Origin of the sequence: Bacillus sp. YBsi01, assembly GCF_038406745.1 — a bacterium.
Classification (GTDB): domain Bacteria; phylum Bacillota; class Bacilli; order Bacillales; family Bacillaceae; genus Bacillus; species Bacillus siamensis.
This window is the reverse complement of the sequence record NZ_CP151679.1, coordinates 1,362,330-1,385,133: the sequence shown is the minus strand read 5'-3', so window position 1 is coordinate 1,385,133 and position 22,804 is coordinate 1,362,330. Positions and strand designations below refer to the sequence as shown.

The 22,804-nt window shown below is 48.1% G+C and carries 29 protein-coding genes and 1 pseudogene; 21 read left to right on the top strand and 9 right to left on the bottom strand.

Features of this window, described 5'->3' with window-relative positions:
• Window positions 1-310: 310 nt before the first annotated feature.
• The 5 genes from AADZ70_RS06990 (at window position 311) to AADZ70_RS06970 (ending at window position 4,874) form a co-directional block, all read left to right on the top strand.
• Window positions 311-1,270 (top strand): MBL fold metallo-hydrolase, encoded by a 960-nt coding sequence (locus AADZ70_RS06990; RefSeq protein ID WP_342007915.1) that lies wholly within the window; start codon window positions 311-313, stop codon window positions 1,268-1,270.
• A gap of 5 nt (window positions 1,271-1,275) precedes the next feature.
• Window positions 1,276-2,052 (top strand): SDR family oxidoreductase, encoded by a 777-nt coding sequence (locus AADZ70_RS06985; RefSeq protein ID WP_342007914.1) that lies wholly within the window; start codon window positions 1,276-1,278, stop codon window positions 2,050-2,052.
• A gap of 17 nt (window positions 2,053-2,069) precedes the next feature.
• A complete protein-coding gene (gene dsdA, locus AADZ70_RS06980) occupies window positions 2,070-3,419 on the top strand; it encodes a D-serine ammonia-lyase (RefSeq protein ID WP_342007913.1) in 1,350 nt (449 codons plus the stop codon).
• Between the two features lie 75 nt (window positions 3,420-3,494).
• Window positions 3,495-4,454, top strand: a complete 960-nt coding sequence (gene coaA, locus AADZ70_RS06975) for a type I pantothenate kinase (protein WP_063094849.1) — start codon at window positions 3,495-3,497, stop codon at window positions 4,452-4,454.
• Window positions 4,455-4,478: 24 nt separating this feature from the next.
• Window positions 4,479-4,874 (top strand): VOC family protein, encoded by a 396-nt coding sequence (locus AADZ70_RS06970; RefSeq protein WP_342008049.1) that lies wholly within the window; start codon window positions 4,479-4,481, stop codon window positions 4,872-4,874.
• Window position 4,875: 1 nt separating this feature from the next.
• Here the strand turns inward: AADZ70_RS06970 and AADZ70_RS06965 are convergent, their stop codons facing one another.
• The 5 genes from AADZ70_RS06965 to AADZ70_RS06945 all read right to left on the bottom strand — a co-directional run bounded on the left by AADZ70_RS06965 (window position 4,876) and on the right by AADZ70_RS06945 (window position 8,144).
• The gene (locus AADZ70_RS06965) at window positions 4,876-5,043 is read right to left on the bottom strand and encodes a DUF4083 family protein (RefSeq protein ID WP_095241772.1); all 168 of its coding nucleotides are present in this window, start codon (window positions 5,041-5,043) and stop codon (window positions 4,876-4,878) included.
• A gap of 63 nt (window positions 5,044-5,106) precedes the next feature.
• Window positions 5,107-6,177 (bottom strand): AI-2E family transporter, encoded by a 1,071-nt coding sequence (locus AADZ70_RS06960; protein ID WP_016939184.1) that lies wholly within the window; start codon window positions 6,175-6,177, stop codon window positions 5,107-5,109.
• Window positions 6,178-6,250: 73 nt separating this feature from the next.
• A complete protein-coding gene (locus AADZ70_RS06955; RefSeq protein WP_016939183.1) occupies window positions 6,251-6,457 on the bottom strand; it encodes a YqzH family protein in 207 nt (68 codons plus the stop codon).
• 101 nt (window positions 6,458-6,558) lie between these two features.
• Window positions 6,559-6,903, bottom strand: a complete 345-nt coding sequence (locus tag AADZ70_RS06950) for a YolD-like family protein (RefSeq protein ID WP_045926984.1) — start codon at window positions 6,901-6,903, stop codon at window positions 6,559-6,561.
• A gap of 14 nt (window positions 6,904-6,917) precedes the next feature.
• Window positions 6,918-8,144 carry a DNA polymerase IV gene (locus AADZ70_RS06945; protein ID WP_342007912.1) on the bottom strand — a complete coding sequence of 409 codons (1,227 nt, stop codon included), beginning with the start codon at window positions 8,142-8,144 and terminating at the stop codon, window positions 6,918-6,920.
• A gap of 215 nt (window positions 8,145-8,359) precedes the next feature.
• Here AADZ70_RS06945 and AADZ70_RS06940 point away from each other — a divergent pair, with 215 nt between their 5' ends.
• From AADZ70_RS06940 to AADZ70_RS06920, 5 genes are all read left to right on the top strand, one after another.
• On the top strand, window positions 8,360-8,830 hold the full coding sequence (locus AADZ70_RS06940) for a GNAT family N-acetyltransferase (RefSeq protein ID WP_064779041.1): 471 nt from the start codon (window positions 8,360-8,362) through the stop codon (window positions 8,828-8,830).
• Window positions 8,831-8,842: 12 nt separating this feature from the next.
• The gene (locus AADZ70_RS06935) at window positions 8,843-9,103 is read left to right on the top strand and encodes an antibiotic biosynthesis monooxygenase (protein WP_342007911.1); all 261 of its coding nucleotides are present in this window, start codon (window positions 8,843-8,845) and stop codon (window positions 9,101-9,103) included.
• Window positions 9,100-10,068, top strand: a complete 969-nt coding sequence (locus AADZ70_RS06930) for a GNAT family N-acetyltransferase (protein WP_342007910.1) — start codon at window positions 9,100-9,102, stop codon at window positions 10,066-10,068. The genes AADZ70_RS06935 and AADZ70_RS06930 overlap by 4 nt, the downstream gene beginning before the upstream one ends.
• Before the next feature lie 71 nt (window positions 10,069-10,139).
• On the top strand, window positions 10,140-10,502 hold the full coding sequence (locus AADZ70_RS06925; protein WP_342007909.1) for an iron-sulfur cluster biosynthesis family protein: 363 nt from the start codon (window positions 10,140-10,142) through the stop codon (window positions 10,500-10,502).
• Window positions 10,477-10,716 carry a DUF2552 family protein gene (locus tag AADZ70_RS06920; RefSeq protein ID WP_003153307.1) on the top strand — a complete coding sequence of 80 codons (240 nt, stop codon included), beginning with the start codon at window positions 10,477-10,479 and terminating at the stop codon, window positions 10,714-10,716. The genes AADZ70_RS06925 and AADZ70_RS06920 overlap by 26 nt, the downstream gene beginning before the upstream one ends.
• Window positions 10,717-10,755: 39 nt before the next feature.
• Here AADZ70_RS06920 and AADZ70_RS06915 read toward each other — a convergent pair whose 3' ends face one another.
• A complete protein-coding gene (locus tag AADZ70_RS06915; protein ID WP_342007908.1) occupies window positions 10,756-11,670 on the bottom strand; it encodes an alpha/beta hydrolase in 915 nt (304 codons plus the stop codon).
• A gap of 107 nt (window positions 11,671-11,777) precedes the next feature.
• On the opposite strand from AADZ70_RS06915, the gene AADZ70_RS06910 reads away from it, so the two are divergent.
• Window positions 11,778-12,002, top strand: coding sequence for a YqkE family protein (locus tag AADZ70_RS06910; RefSeq protein WP_016939176.1), 225 nt, complete (start codon window positions 11,778-11,780; stop codon window positions 12,000-12,002).
• A 32-nt stretch (window positions 12,003-12,034) separates the two neighbouring features.
• On the opposite strand, the gene AADZ70_RS06905 is transcribed toward AADZ70_RS06910, so the two are convergent.
• Both AADZ70_RS06905 and mciZ read right to left on the bottom strand, forming a co-directional pair.
• The gene (locus AADZ70_RS06905; protein ID WP_342007907.1) at window positions 12,035-12,955 is read right to left on the bottom strand and encodes an aldo/keto reductase; all 921 of its coding nucleotides are present in this window, start codon (window positions 12,953-12,955) and stop codon (window positions 12,035-12,037) included.
• Window positions 12,956-13,017: 62 nt separating this feature from the next.
• Window positions 13,018-13,140, bottom strand: a complete 123-nt coding sequence (mciZ, locus tag AADZ70_RS06900) for a Z-ring formation inhibitor MciZ (protein ID WP_003153315.1) — start codon at window positions 13,138-13,140, stop codon at window positions 13,018-13,020.
• A gap of 78 nt (window positions 13,141-13,218) precedes the next feature.
• Between mciZ and AADZ70_RS06895 the strand changes: the two genes are divergently transcribed.
• Window positions 13,219-13,773, top strand: a complete 555-nt coding sequence (locus AADZ70_RS06895) for an NUDIX hydrolase (protein WP_064779047.1) — start codon at window positions 13,219-13,221, stop codon at window positions 13,771-13,773.
• Complete coding sequence (locus AADZ70_RS06890) at window positions 13,773-14,936, top strand: TIGR00375 family protein (RefSeq protein ID WP_064779048.1); 1,164 nt, start codon at window positions 13,773-13,775, stop codon at window positions 14,934-14,936. Before AADZ70_RS06895 ends, AADZ70_RS06890 begins: the two co-directional genes overlap by 1 nt.
• 9 nt (window positions 14,937-14,945) lie before the next feature.
• Here AADZ70_RS06890 and AADZ70_RS06885 read toward each other — a convergent pair whose 3' ends face one another.
• Entirely contained in the window at window positions 14,946-15,299 is a 354-nt protein-coding gene (locus AADZ70_RS06885; RefSeq protein ID WP_016939172.1) for a helix-turn-helix domain-containing protein, read from the bottom strand.
• A 175-nt stretch (window positions 15,300-15,474) separates the two neighbouring features.
• Between AADZ70_RS06885 and AADZ70_RS06880 the strand changes: the two genes are divergently transcribed.
• The 8 genes and pseudogenes from AADZ70_RS06880 (at window position 15,475) to fur (ending at window position 22,771) form a co-directional block, all read left to right on the top strand.
• Window positions 15,475-16,464: a type I asparaginase gene (locus AADZ70_RS06880; RefSeq protein WP_016939171.1), complete on the top strand. Its 990-nt coding sequence runs from the start codon at window positions 15,475-15,477 to the stop codon at window positions 16,462-16,464.
• A 36-nt stretch (window positions 16,465-16,500) separates the two neighbouring features.
• Window positions 16,501-17,928, top strand: a complete 1,428-nt coding sequence (gene aspA, locus AADZ70_RS06875) for an aspartate ammonia-lyase (protein WP_003153322.1) — start codon at window positions 16,501-16,503, stop codon at window positions 17,926-17,928.
• Window positions 17,929-18,068: 140 nt separating this feature from the next.
• Complete coding sequence (nhaC, locus tag AADZ70_RS06870) at window positions 18,069-19,475, top strand: Na+/H+ antiporter NhaC (RefSeq protein ID WP_016939170.1); 1,407 nt, start codon at window positions 18,069-18,071, stop codon at window positions 19,473-19,475.
• Between the two features lie 12 nt (window positions 19,476-19,487).
• On the top strand, window positions 19,488-20,801 hold the full coding sequence (locus tag AADZ70_RS06865; protein WP_016939169.1) for an NAD-dependent malic enzyme: 1,314 nt from the start codon (window positions 19,488-19,490) through the stop codon (window positions 20,799-20,801).
• A gap of 111 nt (window positions 20,802-20,912) precedes the next feature.
• The gene (locus AADZ70_RS06860; RefSeq protein ID WP_016939168.1) at window positions 20,913-21,203 is read left to right on the top strand and encodes a hypothetical protein; all 291 of its coding nucleotides are present in this window, start codon (window positions 20,913-20,915) and stop codon (window positions 21,201-21,203) included.
• A gap of 56 nt (window positions 21,204-21,259) precedes the next feature.
• Window positions 21,260-21,478, top strand: a pseudogene (locus tag AADZ70_RS06855) (hypothetical protein); the annotation flags it as partial.
• Between the two features lie 86 nt (window positions 21,479-21,564).
• Window positions 21,565-22,209, top strand: coding sequence for a stage II sporulation protein M (spoIIM, locus tag AADZ70_RS06850; protein WP_016939166.1), 645 nt, complete (start codon window positions 21,565-21,567; stop codon window positions 22,207-22,209).
• Between the two features lie 112 nt (window positions 22,210-22,321).
• Complete coding sequence (gene fur / locus AADZ70_RS06845) at window positions 22,322-22,771, top strand: ferric iron uptake transcriptional regulator (RefSeq protein ID WP_016939165.1); 450 nt, start codon at window positions 22,322-22,324, stop codon at window positions 22,769-22,771.
• The last annotated feature ends 33 nt before the right edge of the window (window positions 22,772-22,804 follow it).

Genomic DNA, 22,804 nt, shown 5'->3' with positions numbered 1-22,804 from the left:
GAATCAGCCGTGCTCAGCTCAAATCCCGTAACGAGGGGATACGTTTAGGTTTTCCTAACCGCTCTGAGGGCAGGTTCTGTAAACAAGAGGGCCGCAATGTCTTTCAGCCGGGGACATTGCTCTCTGCTGCCGTTGTTTATATACTAGTTCCTCGTCATCGCGTTCCGTTTTTTCTAGTTTGTTGTTCATTATGCTATGCGGCAGAGCGGGATGTCAATCTTTTTTTCTGATATACGGCAATAATGACACAGGGAAGAGAAAAGGCTAAAATATGAGTATTCAGGAATGAAAAGAACGAAGGAGCGTAAATATGGCAGCGAGAAAGATCATTCCGATACGTGTACCGACTCCGTTTGCAGTCGGCGACGTTATCGTTTATTTAGTAAAAGATGAAGCCTTAACCCTCATTGATTGCGGCCCGAATACAAAGGAAGCGGCTGAATCGCTCTTCATGCAGCTTAAAGAACACGGTGTTTCTCCAGCAGATATAGATCAGGTAGTGCTCACTCATCATCACGCAGATCATTCAGGTTTGCTGCACCTTTTTTCCGATGATACGGAAGTAATCGGGCATCCGCTGAATGACAGGTACATTACTCAGAACCAGTCGTATATCGCCCGGCAGGAGGATTTTTTTCTGTCGCTTATGACAGAAATGGGCGTTCCTCTGACATATGAAGACATACATAAAACAGTTAAGCTGTCATACTTATTTTCTGCAAACCGTCCGTTAACGAAAACAGTGGGAGAAGGCGGAAAAATTGACGGGCTGGACGGCTGGACGGTGCTCGAAATCCCGGGGCATGCCGCTTCTCACATTGCGCTTTACCATGAAAAAAACGGTGAAATGTTCAGCGGCGATCTGCTTTTGTCCAACAGCTCCACAAATCCGATTTTGGAAGCTCCGGAAAAGGGGAGCGTGCGCACGTCTCCGATGCTGGACTATTTGAAATCAATGAAGCGGCTGTATGATATCAACCCGTCCCTTTTATATCCGGGACATGGCGAGCTGCTGAAAGACGTAAGGTCTGCTGCTGACAGGCGGCTTGAAAAACAGCGAAACCGGGCGGAATATGTGCTGCACCTGCTGTCAGAGGAAACGCTGACGGCTTTCCAAGTATGCAGGCGGCTGTTTCCGGCTGTGTACGAAAATGAATTATTTTTAACGATGTCAGAAACGATCGGCCATCTTGACGTGCTGGCTGCAAAAGGGAAGGCCGAATCCTTTCAGTCGGGAAATACTCTGATGTTTAAAGCTGTGAAGGGGTGAAGGAAATGGGCAGATTAACGGATAAGCGGATTTGGATCACCGGGGCATCCGGCGGACTCGGAGAACGGCTTGCATATTCCTGCGCGGCAGAAGGGGCTCATGTTTTTTTATCTGCAAGGCGGGAGGACCGCTTGCAGGAAGTGAAAAAAACGATTACCGCGCGGGGCGGACAGTGTGATGTCATTCCGTTTGACGTCCGGCATGCAGAAGAGGCTGAAAACGTAAGGCGTTTGATCGGTCATGTTGACGTATTAATCAACAACGCCGGGTTCGGCATTTTTGAAACTGCCGCTGATTCATCTTTGGATGATATGAAGGCAATGTTTGAAGTCAACGTCTTCGGATTAATCGCCTGTACGAAAGCCTGTCTTCCGGTGATGCTTCATGCGAAAAGCGGCCATATTATCAATATCGCCTCACAGGCCGGCAAATTGGCGACACCGAAATCAAGCCTTTATTCCGCTACGAAACACGCCGTTTTAGGGTATTCCAATGCGCTGCGGCTTGAGCTGGCCGGTACGGGTGTAGCTGTGACAACGGTTAATCCCGGCCCGATCAAAACAGACTTCTTTACAATTGCAGATAAAGAGGGCGGTTATGTGAAAAGCGTCGGCAGATGGATGCTTGATGCCGACCATGTGGCAAAGCGCATTACGTCCGTGATTTTGACGGATAAACGGGAAATGAATCTTCCGCGATGGATGAGTTTCGGGACGAAGCTGTATCAGCTTTTCCCATCGTTTACAGAAAAACTGGCCGGCCGCGCATTAAAGAAAAAGTAACAAGGGGGAGACAGTAAATGTCCGATCGGGATATACGCACGGCATTGATGGAAGAGCCTTTAGTCAGACAAATGGCGGAGGCGCGGGAAGTATTTTGGATCAACCCGCATAAAACCGATGATCCAGTAAAGCATGGCGCTGAATGGAAAAAGGAGATTGCCGAAGCGGAAGAAAGGCTGCGCCGGTTTGCGCCTTATATCGCGGCGGCTTTTCCGGAGACAGAAGAGGCTGGGGGTCTTATTGAATCTCCGCTTGTCTTGATTAATGAAATGAAGAAGCGTCTGGAACACAGCGCTGCTCAGGCTTTCCCCGGGCGCCTGCTTTTGAAGTGCGACCATGAACTTCCGATTTCCGGTTCCATTAAAGCGCGCGGCGGGATTTACGAAGTGCTGAAGCATGCCGAAGATCTCGCGGTAAAAGCGGGAATGCTCTCAGCAGACGACGATTACAGCATATTGACTGAGGAACGGTTTACCGCTTTTTTCTCGAAATATTCTATAGCCGTCGGTTCTACGGGCAATTTAGGTTTGAGTATCGGCATAATCGGCGCGAAGCTCGGTTTTTGTGTGACTGTGCATATGTCCAGTGACGCCAAGCAGTGGAAAAAAGAGCTGCTCCGGGAAAAAGGGGTTCGGGTCATCGAATACGAAGCAGACTACAGTCTGGCTGTCAAAGAAGGGCGCATTCAGGCGGAGCAGGACCCTTATTGTTATTTTATTGATGATGAGCATTCCCGGGATCTGTTTTTGGGGTATGCAGTTGCGGGAAGCCGTGTAAAAAAGCAGCTGGATCAAATGAACATTAAGCCTGCTGCAGATGAGCCGCTTTTCGTCTATCTGCCGTGCGGGGTCGGAGGAGGACCGGGCGGCGTCGCGCTCGCGCTAAAGCTGATCTATGGCGAGCATGTTCATATTTTTTTCGGTGAGCCGACGCATTCACCGTGTATGCTGTTAGGCCTGTGTTCCGGCTTGCATGACGGAATCAGCGTGCAGGATATCGGTCTTGATAATCAAACGGCCGCCGACGGACTTGCGGTGGGAAGGCCGTCCGGACTGGCCGGCCCCCTGATGGAACCTATACTCAGCGGCTGTTATACCGCCGATGACGGCACGCTTTTTTCGCTGCTCTATCAATTAAGAACGGCTGAGAATAAGAGCCTTGAGCCTTCTGCCCTCGCCGGCATGGCAGGAGCTGTCAAGTTCGTTCAGACTGAAGCGGGAAACCGTTACATAAAAGAGCGGGGGATTGAGATGGAAAATGCTGTGCACCTTGTGTGGAGCACCGGCGGGAGCATGGTTCCGGAGAAGGAAATGGAAGAGTACAGCAAGCTCGGTTCCTCATTTGCGAAAAAAATGGGCAGACAGTGAAGCGGTTTTCCGTTACAATCTTTGTAAGCGTTTGTTTTTTTACCGGAAAGCCATACAGAGAGATTGGTGTGAATTGTGAAAAGTAAAGAATTGAACTTACATACATTGTACACGCAGCACAGCCGCGAGTCTTGGGCCGGATTCGGCGGTCATCTTTCCATTGCCGTTTCAGAAGAAGAAGCCAAGGCCGTAGAGGGGCTGAATGACTACCTATCGGTGGAAGAAGTAGAAACGATTTATATTCCGCTTGTGCGACTGCTCCATCTTCATGTCACGTCTGCCGCAAGACGTAATCAGCATGTCAACGTGTTTTTGAAGCATCCGCATTCAGCCAAAATCCCGTTTATCATCGGAATCGCGGGCAGCGTCGCCGTCGGCAAAAGCACCACCGCAAGAATTTTGCAAAAGCTTCTTTCCCGTCTGCCCGACAGGCCGAAGGTGAGCCTGGTGACAACTGACGGTTTCTTGTATCCGACGGCGGAATTAAAAAGGAAAAACCTTCTGTCCAGAAAGGGATTCCCGGAAAGTTACGACGTGAAAGCGCTGCTTGAGTTTCTGAATGATATAAAATCAGGGAAAGAGAGAGTGGAGGCGCCCGTATATTCCCATCTTACCTATGACAGGGAAGAGGGCGCCGTCGAAGTGGTCGAAGGTGCGGATATCGTTATTATCGAAGGAATCAACGTCCTGCAGTCGCCGACCTTAGAGGACGACAGGGAAAATCCGCGGATTTTTGTATCGGATTTCTTTGATTTTTCGATTTATGTGGATGCTGAAGAAAGCCGGATTTTCACGTGGTATTTGGAGCGTTTCCGTCTTTTGAGGGAAACCGCTTTTCAGGATCCGGCCTCTTATTTTCATAAATTTAAGGATTTATCTGATGCAGAAGCGGATACCATGGCCGCCTCCATTTGGGAGAGCGTCAACCGTCCGAATCTGTATGAGAATATTCTGCCGACAAAATTCAGGTCGGATTTGATTTTGAGAAAAGGTGACGGCCATAAAGTTGAAGAGGTGCTGGTAAGGCGTGTGTGATGTAAGGAGGAAGCCAATATTATGATGCATCATATTGAATTGTATGTATCTGACTTGAAAGCCTCCGCCCGGTTTTGGGGATGGTTTTTAGGTGAGCTCGGTTATAGGGAATTTCAAAATTGGGACTCCGGCATCAGCTGGAAAAACGCAGGATTTTATGTTGTGCTTGTCCAGACAAAGGAGCGTTTTTTAACACCGGAGTACCACAGATGCCGGGTCGGGCTGAACCATCTGGCTTTTCATGCTTCATCAAGAGAGCAGGTTGACGAGATGACAGAAAAGCTGCTTGCCAGAGGATGCCCCGTGCTTTACAGGGACCGCCATCCATATGCAGGCGGAAGCACGCATTACGCCGTATACACGGAGGACCCGGATCGGATAAAGGTGGAGCTGGTTGCTCCTGCCTCTGATTCTGAATGAACTATACCTTTTCGTTTTTTTCTTCGCGCAGCGCGTCGAGTTTCTTTTCGATTCTGTCCAATTGTATGCGGCGCTTGTTCAAGCTTCTGAATACATATATCACGGCAAACAGGAAAACCGCGGCTGCGGCGAATGAAATCAATTGAAAAATGACATCACCGATGTTCATCTTTTTACCTCCGTGTGCGGCGGGCGCTTCTCTGAGCCCGCCATTTTTCATTTTAGTGTCTCTCTAGCCTTGTTTTTTTCTGAGTATGAACAGTTTCTGCATGTGGCTTATGATCACCTTTGCGGCCGCATATCCCGGAATGGCCAGCAGCATCCCGGCAATACCCGAGAATTTGCCGGCGGCCAGCAGAAGAAAAATGATGGTCAGCGGGTGAATGTCCAGCTTCCGGCCCATAATTTGCGGGGAAATCAGTTGGCTTTCAAGCTGCTGGACAATGACGACAACCGTAATCACAAGCACCGCCTCGGTCGGTGAATCGAACAATCCGACAATGACTCCGGGAAATGTGCCGATCCAAGGTCCGATAAACGGAATCAGGTTTGTCACCATGGCGAACGCGCCCAGAACGAGCGGATAATCGAGCCCGATGATGAAATAGCCGATCGTGACGAGCACGCCGACACAGAAACTGACGAGCAGCTGTCCTTGTATGTATGAACTGAGAGCCTCATCCATGTCCCGGAGGATTTGTTTTCCTTCCTTTTGATGTTTTTCCGGAAGAAGCCGGAGCAGCCGCCGGGGCGCTTTATTTCCTTCTTTTAACATGTAATACAGCGCAAACGGAATAATGGCGGCGGTGATGGCGGCATTGGCAGCCGCACCGGCCAGGCTGCTGAGAGAATCAGCGATTGAACCGGAATAATTTGCAGCTTTGTCTGCTAATTTTTTGAAGGAATCCTCATGCTGAAGCCGGGAAAACCATTTACTGTCCTGGAGATGCCCGATCCAATTTTCAGCTTTTGCGGAAAGCTCGGGAATGTGATCTGTGAAGGCTGTAAACTGTTTTTGAACGGCAGGGCCCGCCGTGTAAAGGAAGAGGACAAAAAGGCCGGCTGTTCCCGCATAAATCGCTAAAATTGCGATTCCTTCAGGCAGCTTTAATTTCGCATGCAGCACTGTGACGAGCGGGCGGCACAAATAGTAAAGGACGCCCGATAACACAATGGGCGGAAACAAGGTTTTAACCGTAATCACAACAGGCTGGAACAAAAAGTCTATTAATGTTCCGAGATAAATGATGAGAAATAACAGAAGAACGGCATAGCCGATCTTGAAATAAGGCCCGACAGGCATATTCTGCACCACGCAATCTTTAAGGGTTTACTCTCGGACGTTTCCCTTATCGCCCGGCGCATAAACGTCTGTGTCAGGAGAACTGCCCCTGATTGGTGACATAATCGTAGATAATATCTTCTACATGGGCATGGAGGTCCTCATCGGGTTCTTCGTTCCTTCTTTCTTCCAAAGCTTTTTTCAAACTCTGTTTTTCATAGGGGCTCAGCGGATCTGTCGACACATTCCGTCCATACTGGCGGAGGGCCTGTCCCAGCATTTTTTCTACAAATTGATCCATCGTATATTCTCCTATTCTTATCATTCATCCTTATTCTACTAAATATCATGTGATCCTCCCACTCTTCTATCATATTTTCTGTCAGGCCGCTTTAGGTTCTTTTATTCCAGTTCAGCTGAGAGAATAAGATGAAACGGCAGGGTTAACGCATCTTCATCGTTTATGATTTTTAAACGCTTTTCGTCATGCTTCACTTGTTTTACCCATCCCCAAAACCGGCGGGGGCCGTGTGCGGAAGCGTAGGTGACTGAGATGGCCCTGTCTTCTTCAATCGCCGCCGCAATGATGCGGTTCATGTCGTTCATTTGCTCTTCGCTCAGTTCCGGCGGCCGGAATTCCCGTTCTTTTCGTTTCTTTGCAAGCAGCTGCTCCCGGTGTTCGGGGAGCATCATCCGGCTTGACTCCCACATGACATTATATCCGGGTGTTAATTTGTTCGGATTCATGTATATCACCTCAATTATTTGTAATGCCCGCCGATTTTTTCAGCCCGGTGAAAGGCTTGGCCGGCCTCTGTCAGCGACACGGCATGGAGCAGCGACGCAGGGCCGTACCGCTCATGGATATCATCCAATACTTTGCTGAGACTGATCTTTTTTTCCTGGGCATCGAACAGGCTCAGCTGAACATAATCACAGGGCTCCAGCTGGGAAAGGGCGACGCCGGCGCTGCGGACGGGCTCCCCGTTCCAGTGCTCTTTGAAGAGCTTGACCGCCGTTTTAAAAATATCCATTCCGAAATTGGTCGGAGAGACGAGCTTTTTCTGTCTGTGAAAACCTGAAGGGAAATCAAAATCGGCGCCCCTGATGCTGACTGAAACCGTATGGCCGATGTATTGTTTAAAACGGGCGCGGCGGGCCACTTCTTCGCTTAACTCCAGCAATACGACTTTGATATCCTCAAAGCGGCTGTAGTCTCTCGGAAGGGTCATGTTATGGCCGATCGCTTTTTGCCGGCTGTGCGTGTTGACGGTGACCGGAGAGGGATCGATGCCGCGGGCTGTCCGCTGAAGCAATTCGCCGTTAATGCCCCAGCGCTTTTTCAGCAGTTCGGGAGGATGTGCGGCAAGCCCGCCGATTGTGCTGATGCCCATCCGCCTTAAATGATGCTCCATCCGTTTTCCGATGCCGAATAATTTTCCGACCGGCAACGGCCACAGATCCTGCCTGATATTTGACATATCCAATCTGTAAATGCCGGATGCGTTTTTTTTGGCAAAATGGTCGCAAGCCATTTTCGCGAGCGCCTTATTCGGCCCGATGCCGACACGGGCATAAATTCCGAATTCACGCATAATCGCTTGTTGAATGTTTTTGGCGATTGTAAAAGGATCACCGAACAGCCGCCTGCTCCCGGTCACGTCGAGAAACTGCTCATCGATGGAGTAGGGTTCTACAAGATCGGTATACCGCTCGAACAGCTCGGTAATCATAACGGAGACATCAATATACCGCTGCATCCGCGGCCGGACGATAACGGCGTCTGGACATTTGGCCTGCGCTTCCCCCAGCCGTTCAGCGTTTTTTACGCCGTATCGTTTGGCGAGCGGACAAGCCGCAAGCACGACGCCGCTGCGTCTTTCGGGATCTCCTGAGACAATGACGGGCCGGTTTTTAAGATGAGGCGCTTCCGCTTTTTCCACAGACGCATAAAACGATTGCATATCAACAAGAAGAATATCAGCCATAAAAAAACCTCCGGGAACGTTTGTTCTGTTTTTCATTTTACCCGAACAATGACCGCGTTCATACTGGTAAATCATTCCCCGGTTGGAAGACGGGCTGATTCGTCCGCTTGAAAAGAAATCATTTACAATTGCAAACAACCCACATATAATTTTTTATATTCCAATGAGAAGAGCTGACATTCATTTTGCCGGACGAAAAGGAGAGTCAATCGATAATGGATATTCGAACAATTACCTCTGAAGACTATGAAATGGTTACGTCTGTTTTGAATGAATGGTGGGGCGGCAGGCAGATGAAAGACAAACTGCCGCGCTTGTTTTTTGAACATTTTCAGGACACAAGCTTTATTACGTTCGGGCCGGAGGGAATGACCGGTTTTTTAATCGGGTTTCAGTCACAATCAGACCCTGAGACGGCATACATTCATTTTTCCGGTGTGCATCCGGATTTCAGAAAAATGCAAATTGGAAAACAGCTCTACGATCGATTTATGGAGACGGTGAAAGAAAGAGGCTGCACAAAAGTCAATTGTGTGACGGCGCCTGTCAATAAAGTATCAATCGCCTATCATACAAAGTTAGGCTTTGAAGTTGAAAAAGGAACCAAAACCGTAAACGGAATCCCTGTTTTTGCGAATTATGACGGTCCGGGAGAAGACCGGATTCTGTTTGTGAAATACATATAGAGGAGGCTGAAAATGGGCTTTTTAGCTGACACGCCCAAACCGCCTTATGATGCGGTCATTTTTTCATCAATCAAGAGAGAATATGATGAGGAATATGAACAAACGGCAGAGCGCATCACGGTTTCCTGCTGGGACAGCATGGATGCGATTAAACGGTGGAAAGACCGGGCGGCAAAACAAAAAGGAAGAAGCGCCTGGTATGAAGCGTACGCAGTCCGCATGACAAGGACGGAGCCGCAGCGGATGTTTGCGTCAAAAGGAGCGGAAGATTGATTGCATTTTTACAGCATACACAAGAACAGACGGCGCGGGAAATTGCGGCGGTTCAGCGCTGCTCTTATCAAAAAGAAGCCGAGCTGATCGGCTTTTTCGGCATTCCCGGGCTGCATGAAACAGCCGAAGACATACAGCGGTCACAGGAGACGTTTGCCGGTTTCAGAGTAAAAGATCAGCTCGCAGGGGTCATTTCGTATGAAAAAAAGGGATATGACCTTGTCATATGCCGGCTGACGGTGCACCCGTCCGGCTTTCGGAAAGGAATCGGACGGGCGCTCACTCAATTTGTGTTAGACGAGAACCGGGACGCCCAAAAAATAGAGGCGGCTACCGCCAGTCAAAACGTTCCGGCAGTCTCTCTCTATTTAAAAGCAGGGTTCACGGAAGCCGGACAGACTAAGACGCCGGAAGGGCTGACCCTCTCATTTTTTCATCTTTATCCGAAGAGAAAAGCGGAGGTTATTCCGCACCAGCCGGAATGGAAAGAGATGTTTGAAAGAGAGAAAGCGAATTTGCTCCGAATCTTCGGCCGCGCACTCCATTCGGTCAGCCACATCGGCAGCACCTCCATCCCCGGGATGGCCGCAAAACCCGTCATTGATATACTGGCGGAGGTTAACGATATTTCGGATGCTGACCGATTCAGTCCGCAGCTGGAAGCACTCGGCTATGAGGCGAAAGGGGAAAACGGGATAGAAGGCCGGCGTTTCTTTCAAAAAGGCGGCAGCAAGCGCACACACCACGTCCACATATACGAAACAGGCCATCCGGACGTGGGGCGTCATCTGCTGTTCCGGGATTACCTCACCGCAAAGCCTGAAAAAGCGGCTCAATACATGAAGCTGAAAAAGGGGCTCGCTGAGACATACCCGTACGATATGGCAAAGTATATTGAAGGGAAAAAGGACTGGATCAAGGCGGCTGAACAAGAGGCAAAGGACTGGGAGAGCGGGCTGCTGTAAAGAAAGCAGAAACAATGCATACAGCGGTCTGGTATGCTACAATGGCGAAAATGAAAAACGGAGGATCACCTATGCAAATACATGTGACGGATGCGGCGAAACACACGCTTTTGCAGGCAATGGACGCCAACCCGGAGAAAAAAGCGCAGCTCCGCTATGACGCAGAAGGCTGCGGGTGCGCGGTCAGCGGCGTGCCGACCATCTGGCTGGCGGACGAATTAACGGGACAATGCGAGGCCATTGAAACCAACGGACTTCCGCTTTACATCCAGACCTCACAAAAAGTGTTTTTTGACGAGGAAATGACAATCGATTACAATGAAAAGGCAAAAACGCTCGTCTTAAAAAGCCCGGCAGAAATGCTAAGCCCGAGAATGAGCATATTAGTAAAGCAGGGAGAAACTGAAAGTGAATCAAAAGCTGAAAGCCATTAAACAGACGGCACAGCATAAAACGTGGGTATCCTTTTTGAACAACAACCATCCGTACAGTCTGCTGCACTGGTCCATCGGAGGCGCTGAATCCGTACAAAAGGATGTCTGGCTGCTTCAGGATGAGATGACCTTCAAAGCGCAGGAGTTTACGACAATTGACCTCGCCATTGACTGGATCGGAGAAAATATGGACGGGATTACCGACGTTTTATGACGGGAAAGCGAAAGAACCAGTATACGTTCTTTCGCTTTTTTACGTTTGCGTTATGGCATCTAAAAAGGTTTGCACGGCTTGACGGTAGCTCTCCGGATTTTTGGTGTACGACATGGCATGCCCGCCCGATTCGGCCAGATACAGCATCTTCGGGCCGCGTTTTCTGCGGTGCAGCATTTCGGAGGAAGCGGGAGGTATATAATCATCCTCCTTACTGTGGATAAACAGAACGGGCTGCCGGATGCGGCTGATAACCGATAAAGGCGAGACATCACGGATGCGGTATCCTTCTCTCACCAGCAAAAAGAAATCAGCCAAAGGCAGCAGCGGCCACCGAGGCAGCCGGAATTCCCGCTTCAGTCTGTAGGCTAACTGATCGTGAAAACTTGCGAACGGACAGTCCGCAATATAAAAATCAGCGCCGTCTCCATCCGGATGATCTCCCGCGTATAATAAGGCCGTCACCGCTCCCATTGATTCGCCGTGGATACCGATTTGACCGCCGTCCCCGATTTTGTTTCTCACCCAATTCACGGCTTCTTCCAAATCATCTTTTTCAAAATAACCGTAGCTCGTTGTTCGGCCGCCGCTTTTTCCGTGCCGGCGGTGGTCATATACGAGCACATTCCAGCCTAAATCCAGAAACAGATCCATGTATTTCAGTGAATTAAACAAATTGACGGTAACACCGTGACAAATAATCATCGTGTTTGCCGTATGATGCGGGGCAATGTAAAAGCCTTTGATCTCATACCCGTGGCGTGACAAGATGACGGCCTCTTCTTTTTCCATGGCCTGAAAGGAATCAAATACCCCACGCCAGTCTGCCGTTTCTCTTTTTATGATGTATTCATCCGTCTTTTTCTTCATAAACATGATCAGATTCGTAAAAGCAAATCCGGCGGCCAAAAAGACCGCACAAGCCGAACCGAACACCGCCAGCCATTTTTTCACGCAGGCACCCTCCTTTAATATGAAAAATCCTTCCCTATGAACGTTGCCGGCCTCCGGCGCTCCATGGTACACTTACTTGACCATTATTCAGATACGGGGGTATAATGATGAAAAAGCAGCTGCCTAAAGAAAAACACAGCTTAAAAGACAATCTGGAGGAAGATCTGAAGGCCAGGCTTTTGCAAATGAAAAGTGAGCTGAAGGAAGAAGACGAGAAAAAACAAGCGCAGCAAAAGGCGGAACAAATCAGAAAACGAAAAGAAAAAGAAAAAAATAAAAGCTTTGAAGAGCTGCTGAATGAAAGCAGTCTCGATTGGCACAAATATAAATAAACCGGCATCTGACAAGGTGCCGGTTTTATTGTTTAAGAACGATGGGCTTCGTATACGTCCTGTTTTGTATGGTATTGCAGGGCTTTGATTTCCTGACTGCTTAAACGCCGGGCTTCTGCAGCCGAACAGTTTTCTCTCAGCTGTTCAGGCGAGCTTGCTCCGGTGATGACAGAAGCGACGGCCGGCTGTGAAAGCAAGTATTGAAGAGAAAGCTCCGTCATGCTCAGATCAGGCACGGCAGCGTTAATCGCTTTTTTGGTTTCTGCCAGTTCTTCAAAAGAATATGTTAAATAGCCGTTCTCTTTTACGCTTGCGGCCGCTTGATCGAGCGGTTTTTCCGTAAGAAGCCCTTTAGCGACAGGCCCTCTGGCGACGACGCTGATTCCGTTCTCCTCTAAAAGGGGAAGCAACTCCTCGGGACGCCGGTCCAGCAGGCTGTATTGCATCATAATACTTGTGATATTTGATTTTTTCACATATTCTTTAATGACATTCGGACGAATCGAGGAAATGCCGTAATACCGGATGACACCTTCCTGTTTTAAGTCCTCGAACGCTTCGATCGTTTCATCAATCTGATCCTCCATTGTGCCGCCATGCAGCTGATAAAGGTCGATATAGTCGGTTTTCAGCCGGCGCAGACTGTTTTTGACCGCTTCTTTTATGTATCCTTTGGAAGCGTCCCAATGCCAGCCGTCTTTCTCATCATTCCAGCGGTTTCCGGCTTTCGTGGCTAAAATGATGTCGTGTCTGCGGTTTTTGACGGCCTCCCCGACGATTTCCTCATTTCTGCCGAAATCATAAAGATCAGCGGTATCTAAATAATTGATTCCAAGCTCGATCGCTTCATCCAAAATAGACAGCGCCTTAGCTTTATCCGTGCCGAGCGACATACAGCCGAGCCCGATTTCGCTTATTTCTAAATCAGAATGTCCCAATTTGCGTTTTCTCATCGTTTTGCTCCTTTTTATGGTCTTTTATTGACCGTAATATAAAGGCGCGAAGTTTTCAACTGTTAAGGCCCGGTGATCCAATCTCCGACATAGCGGAATGTCCGTCCGTACTCTTTCAATTTAGCCCGCACTTCCCAAGCCTTTCCGACCAATACGATGCTCTTATCCTTCCGGTACACCTTCAATCGAAAAGCACCTCCCTCTTATGCATGTATGATAAAATATATGAGGCATAATAGAGAGACAGAACGGGAGATGACATGATGAAACATTTAGAAGAAAAAACACTTGCGAAAAAAAAGCTGTATGACGGGAAAGTCATAGATCTTTACTTAGAGGATGTAGAGCTCCCGAACGGAAAAACAAGCAAGCGGGAAATCGTCAAACATCCGGGAGCGGTGGCCGTACTTGCGGTGACTGAGGAAGGAAAAATCATTTTGGTGAACCAGTTCAGAAAGCCGCTGGAACGGACAATCGTTGAAATTCCGGCCGGCAAGCTGGAAAAAGGAGAAGAGCCCGAACATACCGCATTAAGAGAGCTCGAAGAAGAAACGGGATATACGGCGGAAACCTTGACGAAAATCACCGCTTTTTATACATCACCCGGATTTGCTGATGAAATCGTGCACCTCTTTCTTGCTGAAGGGCTTTCGTTGCTTGAAGAAAAGCGCGAACTGGATGAGGATGAATTTGTCGAAGTGATGCAGGTCACGCTTGAAGAGGCCGTGAAGCTGGTTGAATCCCGCCGGGTGTATGACGCTAAAACGGCATACGCGATTCAGTATCTCCAGCTGAAAGAAGCGCTGAAGGAAAAATGATGAAAACCGTTTATGCGGATCTGCATATTCATATCGGGCGAACCTATACGGGGAGACCGGTCAAAATCACCGGGGCTAAAACGTTGACGCTGCAGCGGATTTTGGAAGAAGCAAGCGAGGGGAAGGGAATTGAACTATTGGGCATCATCGACTGCCATTCCCCGGAAGTCTTGGAAGAAATCGAGCTTGGAATTGATGAAGGCAGATACCGTGAGCTGAAAGAAGGCGGCATCCGCTATCGGAATACGACGCTTCTGTTGGGCAGTGAGCTTGAAATTTATGACCACACATGCCGCGGGCCGATTCACGTTCTCGTCTTTATGCCGGCTCTTGCCGAAATGAAGATGTTTTCTGAGTGGCTCGCAAAAAGGCTTAAAAATATCCATCTCAGTTCCCAGCGCATTTACGAGACCGGTTTGAATCTTCAAAAGAAAACAAAGGAATTGGGCGGGCTGTTTATTCCCGCCCATATGTTCACCCCGCATAAAAGCCTGTACGGAAAAGGGGTCAGATCTTCTTTGACAGAAGTTTTCGACCCGGCGCTTATTGACGCGGCGGAACTCGGATTAAGCTGCGACACTGACATGGCTTCACGATTAACGGAACTTGATCCGTATACATTTTTAACAAATTCTGATGCGCATTCCTTAGGAAAAATCGGCAGAGAATATAATGAAATGCTTCTGAAGGAAGCGAACTTTACGGAATTTTCGCTGGCTCTGAAAGGGAAGGGCGGAAGAAAAATCACGGCGAATTACGGACTGAACCCGAAGCTCGGGAAGTATTACAGGACGGCTTGCGACCGCTGCGGCAGCCCGGCTGAAAAAGGAGCTTTAAAATGTACGGAATGCGGCGGGAAAACAATGACAAAAGGGGTCAGTGAACGGCTGGAGGAACTGAGCGGACCGAAAAAAAGCCGCGTGATGCGGCCTCCGTATATTCATCAAATCCCTCTGCAGTTCATTCCCGGGGTCGGACCGAAAACATTGGAAAAACTAAAGCGGACTTTCGGGACGGAAATGGCGATTCTTCATCAGACAGAAGAAGAGGACTTGGCACGCATCGTGCAGCCCAAAATAGCGGCTGTCATTCATAAAGCGCGCACCGGGCAGCTCGCCCTTGAGGCGGGAGGCGGAGGAACATACGGCCGAATCAAGCCGTAAAGCCGGTTTTTAGCGGAGTTCCTCCTGTACCTTTTTTTTCGTGCGGACAAACGCAATCAATTCGATGATTTCATCCTGATTAAGCGGCTCCCCGTCAACGGTCAGTGTGCCGCGGCCTTGTGCGGCTTTTGTTAATTCGATGGTCTGGGCAAACGGCTCCGCCTTTTTTTCAGTGCGCCCCAGTAAATCGTCGCACGTCGTGTCAAACAGATCGGCAAGCGTGCCCAGCGCTTCGAATGACGGGCGCCGGTAGCCTGACTCATACCCGGCGTATGTGCTTTTTGCGATGCCGAGCCGGTCAGCCGTATATTGAAGAGACCAATTTTTCTTTTTTCTCAGTTCAGTTAAACGATCTAAATTCATATTCAAAACCGCTCCTTTTCACTTGAGCAAAATTATATCATATCGATGTGTAAAAGTGTACGCGAATTGAATAATAATCACTTGATTAATTTCATTCGTCTGTCTATAATTTGATTAAAAGTATGCGAAAAGCGAATGCTTAAACATCTTGAGAAATGATGAAGAGGTGCAGGGTATGAAAAAATTATTGCTGTTAACAACCGGAGGAACAATCGCCTCAGTCGAAGGAGAAAACGGGCTTGCACCCGGGGTAAAAGCAGACGAATTGTTAACCTACGTATCAAAACTTGATAACGATTACACGATGGAAACCCATTCGTTAATGAACATCGACAGCACCAATATGCAGCCTGAATATTGGGTCCAAATAGCTGATGCTGTCAAAGAAAAATATGACGCGTACGACGGGTTCGTCATCACGCACGGCACAGACACAATGGCTTATACATCAGCAGCGCTGTCTTATATGCTTCAGCATGCCGATAAACCGATCGTCATTACGGGTTCGCAAATCCCGATTACATTTCAAAAAACCGATGCCAAAAAAAATATCACGGACGCGATCCGCTTCGCATGTGAAGGGGTGGGCGGCGTATACGTCGTATTTGACGGCAGAGTCATTCAAGGCACCCGCGCCATTAAATTAAGAACGAAAAGCTATGATGCATTTGAGAGCATTAACTACCCGTATATCGCGTTTATTACCGAAAACGGAATTGAATACAACAAACACGTGCACATGCCAAAAGACGACGCCTTTACGGTCAATACATCACTTTGCACGGACGTGTGCCTGCTCAAGCTTCATCCGGGGCTTAAACCGGAAATGTTTGACGCGTTAAAGGGTATGTACAAAGGAATCGTCATTGAAAGCTACGGCAGCGGCGGCGTGCCGTTTGAAGGAAGAGACATTCTCGCCAAAGTCAATGAAATGATTGAAAGCGGCATTGTCGTTGTCATTACGACACAATGTCTTGAAGAAGGAGAAGACATGAGTGTCTATGAAGTCGGACGGAGAGTCAATCAAGATCTCATCATCCGTTCAAGAAATATGAACACAGAAGCCATCGTGCCGAAATTAATGTGGGCGCTCGGCCAGTCTCACAATTTGGCTGAAGTCAAAAACATTATGGAGACACCGATCGCAGACGACGTTGTACTGTAAAAAAGACCACCATCAAAGAGAAAGTAGGGTATTAGCATGACAAACGCGCAAAAAGAATATCGTCAGGAAAAAGATTTCCTTGGAGAAAAACAAATTGAAGCTGATGTGTATTACGGAATCCAAACGCTGCGCGCGAAAGAAAACTTTCCGATTACCGGCTACCGCATCCATGAAGAAATGATTAATGCGCTCGCCATCGTCAAAAAAGCGGCGGCGCTTGCCAACATGGATGTAAAGCGCCTCTATGAAGGAATCGGAAATGCGATTGTCCAGGCCGCAGACGAGATTCTTGAGGGTAAATGGCATGACCAATTCATCGTCGATCCGATCCAAGGGGGAGCCGGAACGTCCATGAACATGAATGCCAACGAAGTAATCGGCAACAGAGCGCTTGAAATCATGGGACATAAAAAAGGTGAATACATTCATCTCAGCCCGAACACACACGTCAATATGTCACAATCGACAAACGACGTGTTCCCGACGGCGATTCATATTTCTACCTTAAAACTTCTGGATAAGCTCCTTGATACAATGGCGCATATGCTGAGTGTCTTTAAAGATAAAGCGAAACAATTTGATTCTGTCATTAAAATGGGACGCACACACCTTCAGGACGCTGTGCCGATCCGTCTCGGACAGGAATTTGAAGCGTACAGCCGCGTGCTTGAGCGTGATATAAAGCGAATTAAACAATCCCGCCAGCATCTGTATGAAGTAAACATGGGGGCAACGGCTGTAGGTACGGGACTTAACGCTGATCCGCGCTACATAGAACAGGTTGTAAAGCACCTGGCTGACATCAGCGGACTGCCTCTTGTCGGCGCCGGCCATTTGGTTGATGCCACACAAAACACTGATGCTTATACGGAAGTTTCAGCCGCGTTGAAGGTATGCATGATGAATATGTCTAAAATCGCCAACGATCTGCGCTTAATGGCCTCAGGTCCGCGCGCGGGACTAGCGGAAATTTCACTGCCCGCCCGTCAGCCGGGATCATCCATTATGCCGGGGAAAGTCAACCCTGTCATGGCAGAGCTGATCAACCAAATCGCCTTCCAGGTCATCGGGAATGACAATACGATCTGCCTCGCTTCAGAAGCGGGCCAGCTGGAGCTTAACGTGATGGAGCCGGTGCTCGTATTTAACCTGCTTCAATCCATCAGTATTATGAACAACGGTTTCCGATCATTTACCGATCATTGCCTGGCGGGGATTGAAGCCAACGAAAAACGCCTGAAGCAATACGTGGAAAAAAGCGTCGGCGTTATTACAGCGGTCAACCCGCACCTTGGATATGAGGCGGCTGCGCGAATTGCCCGTGAAGCAATCATGACGGGGCAATCTGTAAGAGATCTCTGTCTCCAAAACGATGTACTGACAGAAGAAGAATTGGATATCATTTTGAATCCGTATGAAATGACAAAACCGGGGATTGCCGGAAAAGACCTTTTAGAAAAATAAATTTTGAAGCAACAACAGCCGCCTTTTCACGTTTTTCAGTGAATAGGCGGTTGCCATACAAAGGGATGAGGAAGTATAGTATAATTTGTTATATCATTTTATGAAAGCGTTTTAGCTTTTTCTTCTAGGGGGATTTTTTTGTGAAAGAGGTCAGATTGCCAAATTTATTGGAAATTATTATCTTATTATTCGGGTTTTTAGCGCTTGTTTTGTCATTCACAGTGTTTTTAGACTTGCCGATCCAGCTTGCTCTCTTTATATCCTGGTTTATCGCTATTATTCTCGGAATCAGGCTGGGACATTCATATAAAGACTTGCAGTCATCCATTGTCACCGGGATATCAAACGGTCTTGAAGCCGTTTTGATCCTAGTTTCAGTCGGTGCCCTTATCGGGACATGGATTGCCGGCGGCGTTGTGCCGACTTTAATTTATTATGGTTTAGAGTTTATTAATCCTCATGTGTTCCTGCTTGCTACATTGGTTATTTGTTCGGTTATGTCCGTTGCGACCGGGACGTCCTGGGGAACCGTGGGAACGGCGGGAATCGCCATGATTGCCATCGGAGAGGGAATGGGCATACCGCTTCCGATCGTAGCGGGGGCCGTTTTGTCCGGCGCTTACTTCGGGGACAAGCTTTCACCGCTGTCTGACAGTACGGTGCTTGCCTCCACGCTTTCTAAGGTGGATGTGCTGTCACACGTCAGAGCGATGATGTATCTGTCCATTCCGTCCTATATCATTACGGCCATTCTTTTTACCGTAACGGGATTTATATACGGCGGAAAAAATATTGATCTTGATAAAGTGGAATTTTTAAAGTCTGCATTGCAGAAAACGTTTGATATTCATATATGGATGCTTATCCCGGCGGTTGTCGTCGTCGTCCTCCTGATTTTGAAAAAGCCGTCTATGCCCGTCATCGTCATCGGTGCCTTGCTTGGCGCCATCTGGGCTTCTGTTTTTCAGGGAATGAATTTTGCAAGTGCCATCGCGACTGCTTACAATGGTTTTTCCATTAAAACGGACGTCGAATTTTTAAATGGCCTGTTAAACCGCGGAGGCATCACCGGCATGCTGGATACGTTAGTCGTTATCCTTTTCGGTCTCGGGTTTGGAGGAATTCTCGAGAAGCTCGGCGTATTAAAAGTGATTGTCTCAACTTTTGAGAAAAAACTGACCACACCGGGAAATGTAACGCTTTCGACGCTGATCGTCGCCCTTTTAGCCAACATTTTCGGCTGTGCGATGTATGTGTCATTGATACTGACGCCGAAAATTATGGAGAACAGTTATGATAAACTGAAACTTGACAGAAGAATTTTATCCCGGAATGCCGAGGTGGGCGGCACGCTTACTTCAGGGATGGTGCCATGGTCTGACAACGGCATCTATATGGCCGGCATTCTCGGCGTGTCCACGTTTTCTTATCTGCCGTTCATGTGGCTCAGTTTTGTATCTATCGGACTGGCCATATTGTACGGATACACGGGTAAATTCATTTGGTACACGAAAGAAAAATCCTTGCAATCTCAAAAACTGGGTTAGGGGGGGTATTTTATGATTACAAAGCATATGATTCGGACGTTAATGATAGAAACGCCGACTGTTCCCGGAAATCTAGGGAAAGTAGCAACAGCCATCGGAGTGATGGGCGGAGATATCGGGGAAGTTGAAACCGTTAAAGTCGGCCCGAACTACACCATGCGCAACATTACGGTGCAGGCCGAAAATGAGGAGCAGCTGCAGGAAATCATTCAAGCCATTGAAGCTCTCGGTGAAGGCATCCGGCTTCATACCGTCTCAGATGAAGTGCTCTCTGCTCATGAAGGCGGAAAAATTCAGATGAAAAGCAAAATGCCGATCCGGACACTGGCCGAGCTTGGCCGTGTTTATACGCCGGGCGTGGCCGATGTGTGCAGACTGATCGAAAGCGAGCCTGAAAAAGCATCCATCTATACGACCATCAGCAATTCTGTCGCCATTGTCACCGACGGAACGGCGATTCTCGGTCTCGGCAACATCGGCTCTGTCGCCGGAATGCCCGTAATGGAAGGGAAGGCAGCGCTTTTTGACCAGCTGGCGGGCATCAGCGGAATTCCGATTTTGCTCGACACTTCTGATCCGGAAGAAATCATCCGCACGGTAAAACATATTTCTCCGGGATTCAGCGGAATTCTGCTTGAAGATATCGGTTCGCCTCACTGCTTTGACATTGAAGACCGCCTGAAGGAAGAATTGGACATTCCGGTTATGCACGACGACCAGCACGGCACGGCGGTCGTCACTCTCGCCGCCGCCATTTCCGCTTGTAAAAGCGCAGGTCTTGATTTAAAAGAAGCGAAAGTCGGACAGATCGGTCTCGGCGCGGCGGGCGTCGCCATCTGCCGTATGTTTATGGCATACGGAGTCAAAGCGGTCTGCGGAACGGACAAGTCAGAAGAAGCAATGAACCGCCTCGCTCAATACGGAGGTCAGCCGCTTGAAAGCATTAAAGATTTAATGGACACGTGTGACATTGTGATCAGCACGACAGGAGTTCCGGGGCTCATTAAAAAAGAGGATGTCAGAAAAGGACAAGTCATTCTGGCCTTATCTAATCCGAAGCCGGAGATTGAACCGGAAGAGGCGCTGCAGGCCGGAGCCGCTTATGCAGCCGACGGCCGTTCAGTCAATAATGTTCTCGGCTTCCCTGGTATTTTCCGCGGTGCGCTGAACGCCAAAAGCAAGAAAATTGACCATGAAATGCTTGTGGCGGCCGCTGAAGCTATCGCTTCTTGTACGAAACACGGTGATCTCGTGCCTCAGCCTTTGGACGCGGACGTGCATCACGCCGTATCGGCAGCTGTAGAGCGGGCCGCGGCGGGAAAATAAATAACGCTCACAGCACCGGATATGTATCCGGTGCTTTTTTTATCATGAATAGGAAGCGGAATTCTTTGGCAGGCTAACAAATAGCAAAAGACGGAATAAAGAGGTGTCAATGTGGATTATTTTCCGCTGATCCATACAAATATTTGGGATGCTGTGATCGGCGTGCCGGTCGTCTTATGCGTGACGCAGCTGATCAAAGTGTTCTGCAGGGTTCCCGGCATATTCGTTCCCACGATTGCCCTTGTTGTCGGAAATATTGTGTCTATCGTTTTCGGTCACCACGAACACGTGTATGAGGGGAGTTTTATGGGATTCTTTTACGGATACGCCGCAATGGGGAGTTTTTCATCTGCCAAAACATCTTTGCGCGCCTACCGGAAGAAACATGAGCCGTATTCATGAACACACCTGGATTTTTTTGTTATGATAGAGAAAAGGCAAAAAGGAGCGATCTGCACATGGCGAAAAGCAAAGCGAAAAAAATGCGGGAGCATCTCAGAAGAAACGGGATGCGTGATGCAGTCTTATCAAGAGGGGCGGCGCCGTCCTTCAGCACGCATGAAAGAGTGACAAAAACCAAAAAAGACAGGCTGGAGAGAATAAAGCATAAAAAAAGGAATCCCCATGATCACCGGAGTGATGGCGGGGATTCTTTTTTTTTGCCGGAATCTCGGAGCCTTTCTATGATTTCTCTGTCATGTTTTCTCTTTTCTTTCATACAATCTACTAAATCAAGTCAATAGATTAGCGGGAGGAAAGCGGTATGAGGAAACAATCGTACAAAGAACTGTTTTTTCGCCATATGAAGGATCATCTGTCACTTTATATATTTGTGTTTGTCTTGTTTTTAATGGGTGTCATTTTCGGCGCGATCATTGTCAACAGCATGACAATCACGCAGAAAGAAGATTTGTATTATTATTTAAGCAAATTCTTCGGACAGCTGTCTGACGGAAAACATGCCGGCGCCTCAGACATGTTTTGGCAGGCCGTCTTTCATGATGTAAAATATTTGGGGCTGATGTGGATTCTGGGTATTTCCGTAATCGGTCTCCCGGTGATTTTTATCATGGTGTTTTTGAAAGGAATCGTCGTCGGTTTTACCGTCGGATTTTTAGTGAATCAAATGGGGATGAACGGATTTTTCCTGTCTTTCATCTCGGTGCTGCCGCAAAACATCGTTCTCATTCCGGCATACCTTATCATGGGGACATGCTCTATCGCTTTTTCGCTGAAACTGATCCGGCAGCTGTTTGTCAAACGCAGCCTCCATGACACGCCGATCCAATGGTTCGGACGCTACGCCTTCGTGCTGATTCTCATCATTTTCTTCTCGGTCATCGCTTCACTGCTGGAAGCGTATGTGTCTCCGCTGTTTATGGAAAAGCTTTCATCACGGATCTTTTAGAATGATTATCACAAAATAATACTTTTATTTATCAGTTTATAATAATTATAGTTGGAACTCTGCGCGTATTTTGTTATAATGAGTCATGGAATGCGGCGTAGGAGGGAAAGACATGGAAAACCGTATTGATCGAATTAAAAAGCAGCTGCACTCATCAAGCTACAAGCTTACGCCACAGCGTGAAGCAACGGTAAGGGTGCTGCTTGAAAATGAAGAAGACCATTTAAGCGCAGAAGATGTATACCTCCTCGTAAAAGAGAAATCTCCTGAAATTGGTCTCGCTACAGTATACCGTACATTAGAATTATTAACAGAATTAAAAGTCGTTGATAAAATTAACTTCGGGGACGGCGTATCCCGCTACGACCTTCGCAAAGAGGGCGCGGCCCACTTCCATCATCATCTGGTGTGCATGGAGTGCGGAGCCGTCGATGAAATTGAAGAAGATCTGCTTGAAGACGTTGAAGAAGTGATTGAACGTGATTGGAAATTTAAAATTAAAGATCATAGATTGACTTTTCACGGAATCTGCCACCGCTGCGGCGGGAATGAAACAGAATAAAAGCCTATGAACCTTTTCTGCCAGGAAAGGGTT

Coding starts and splice junctions, on each gene's coding strand:
- AADZ70_RS06990 (WP_342007915.1), top strand. CDS start 311: ATGGCAGCGAGAAAGATCATTCCGATACGTGTACCGACTCCGTTTGCA.
- AADZ70_RS06985 (WP_342007914.1), top strand. CDS start 1,276: ATGGGCAGATTAACGGATAAGCGGATTTGGATCACCGGGGCATCCGGC.
- dsdA (WP_342007913.1), top strand. CDS start 2,070: ATGTCCGATCGGGATATACGCACGGCATTGATGGAAGAGCCTTTAGTC.
- AADZ70_RS06970 (WP_342008049.1), top strand. CDS start 4,479: ATGCATCATATTGAATTGTATGTATCTGACTTGAAAGCCTCCGCCCGG.
- AADZ70_RS06965 (WP_095241772.1), bottom strand. CDS start 5,043: ATGAACATCGGTGATGTCATTTTTCAATTGATTTCATTCGCCGCAGCC.
- AADZ70_RS06960 (WP_016939184.1), bottom strand. CDS start 6,177: ATGCCTGTCGGGCCTTATTTCAAGATCGGCTATGCCGTTCTTCTGTTA.
- AADZ70_RS06955 (WP_016939183.1), bottom strand. CDS start 6,457: ATGGATCAATTTGTAGAAAAAATGCTGGGACAGGCCCTCCGCCAGTAT.
- AADZ70_RS06950 (WP_045926984.1), bottom strand. CDS start 6,903: ATGAATCCGAACAAATTAACACCCGGATATAATGTCATGTGGGAGTCA.
- AADZ70_RS06945 (WP_342007912.1), bottom strand. CDS start 8,144: ATGGCTGATATTCTTCTTGTTGATATGCAATCGTTTTATGCGTCTGTG.
- AADZ70_RS06940 (WP_064779041.1), top strand. CDS start 8,360: ATGGATATTCGAACAATTACCTCTGAAGACTATGAAATGGTTACGTCT.
- AADZ70_RS06935 (WP_342007911.1), top strand. CDS start 8,843: ATGGGCTTTTTAGCTGACACGCCCAAACCGCCTTATGATGCGGTCATT.
- AADZ70_RS06925 (WP_342007909.1), top strand. CDS start 10,140: ATGCAAATACATGTGACGGATGCGGCGAAACACACGCTTTTGCAGGCA.
- AADZ70_RS06910 (WP_016939176.1), top strand. CDS start 11,778: ATGAAAAAGCAGCTGCCTAAAGAAAAACACAGCTTAAAAGACAATCTG.
- AADZ70_RS06905 (WP_342007907.1), bottom strand. CDS start 12,955: ATGAGAAAACGCAAATTGGGACATTCTGATTTAGAAATAAGCGAAATC.
- AADZ70_RS06895 (WP_064779047.1), top strand. CDS start 13,219: ATGAAACATTTAGAAGAAAAAACACTTGCGAAAAAAAAGCTGTATGAC.
- AADZ70_RS06890 (WP_064779048.1), top strand. CDS start 13,773: ATGAAAACCGTTTATGCGGATCTGCATATTCATATCGGGCGAACCTAT.
- AADZ70_RS06885 (WP_016939172.1), bottom strand. CDS start 15,299: ATGAATTTAGATCGTTTAACTGAACTGAGAAAAAAGAAAAATTGGTCT.
- AADZ70_RS06880 (WP_016939171.1), top strand. CDS start 15,475: ATGAAAAAATTATTGCTGTTAACAACCGGAGGAACAATCGCCTCAGTC.
- aspA (WP_003153322.1), top strand. CDS start 16,501: ATGACAAACGCGCAAAAAGAATATCGTCAGGAAAAAGATTTCCTTGGA.
- AADZ70_RS06865 (WP_016939169.1), top strand. CDS start 19,488: ATGATTACAAAGCATATGATTCGGACGTTAATGATAGAAACGCCGACT.
- spoIIM (WP_016939166.1), top strand. CDS start 21,565: ATGAGGAAACAATCGTACAAAGAACTGTTTTTTCGCCATATGAAGGAT.
- fur (WP_016939165.1), top strand. CDS start 22,322: ATGGAAAACCGTATTGATCGAATTAAAAAGCAGCTGCACTCATCAAGC.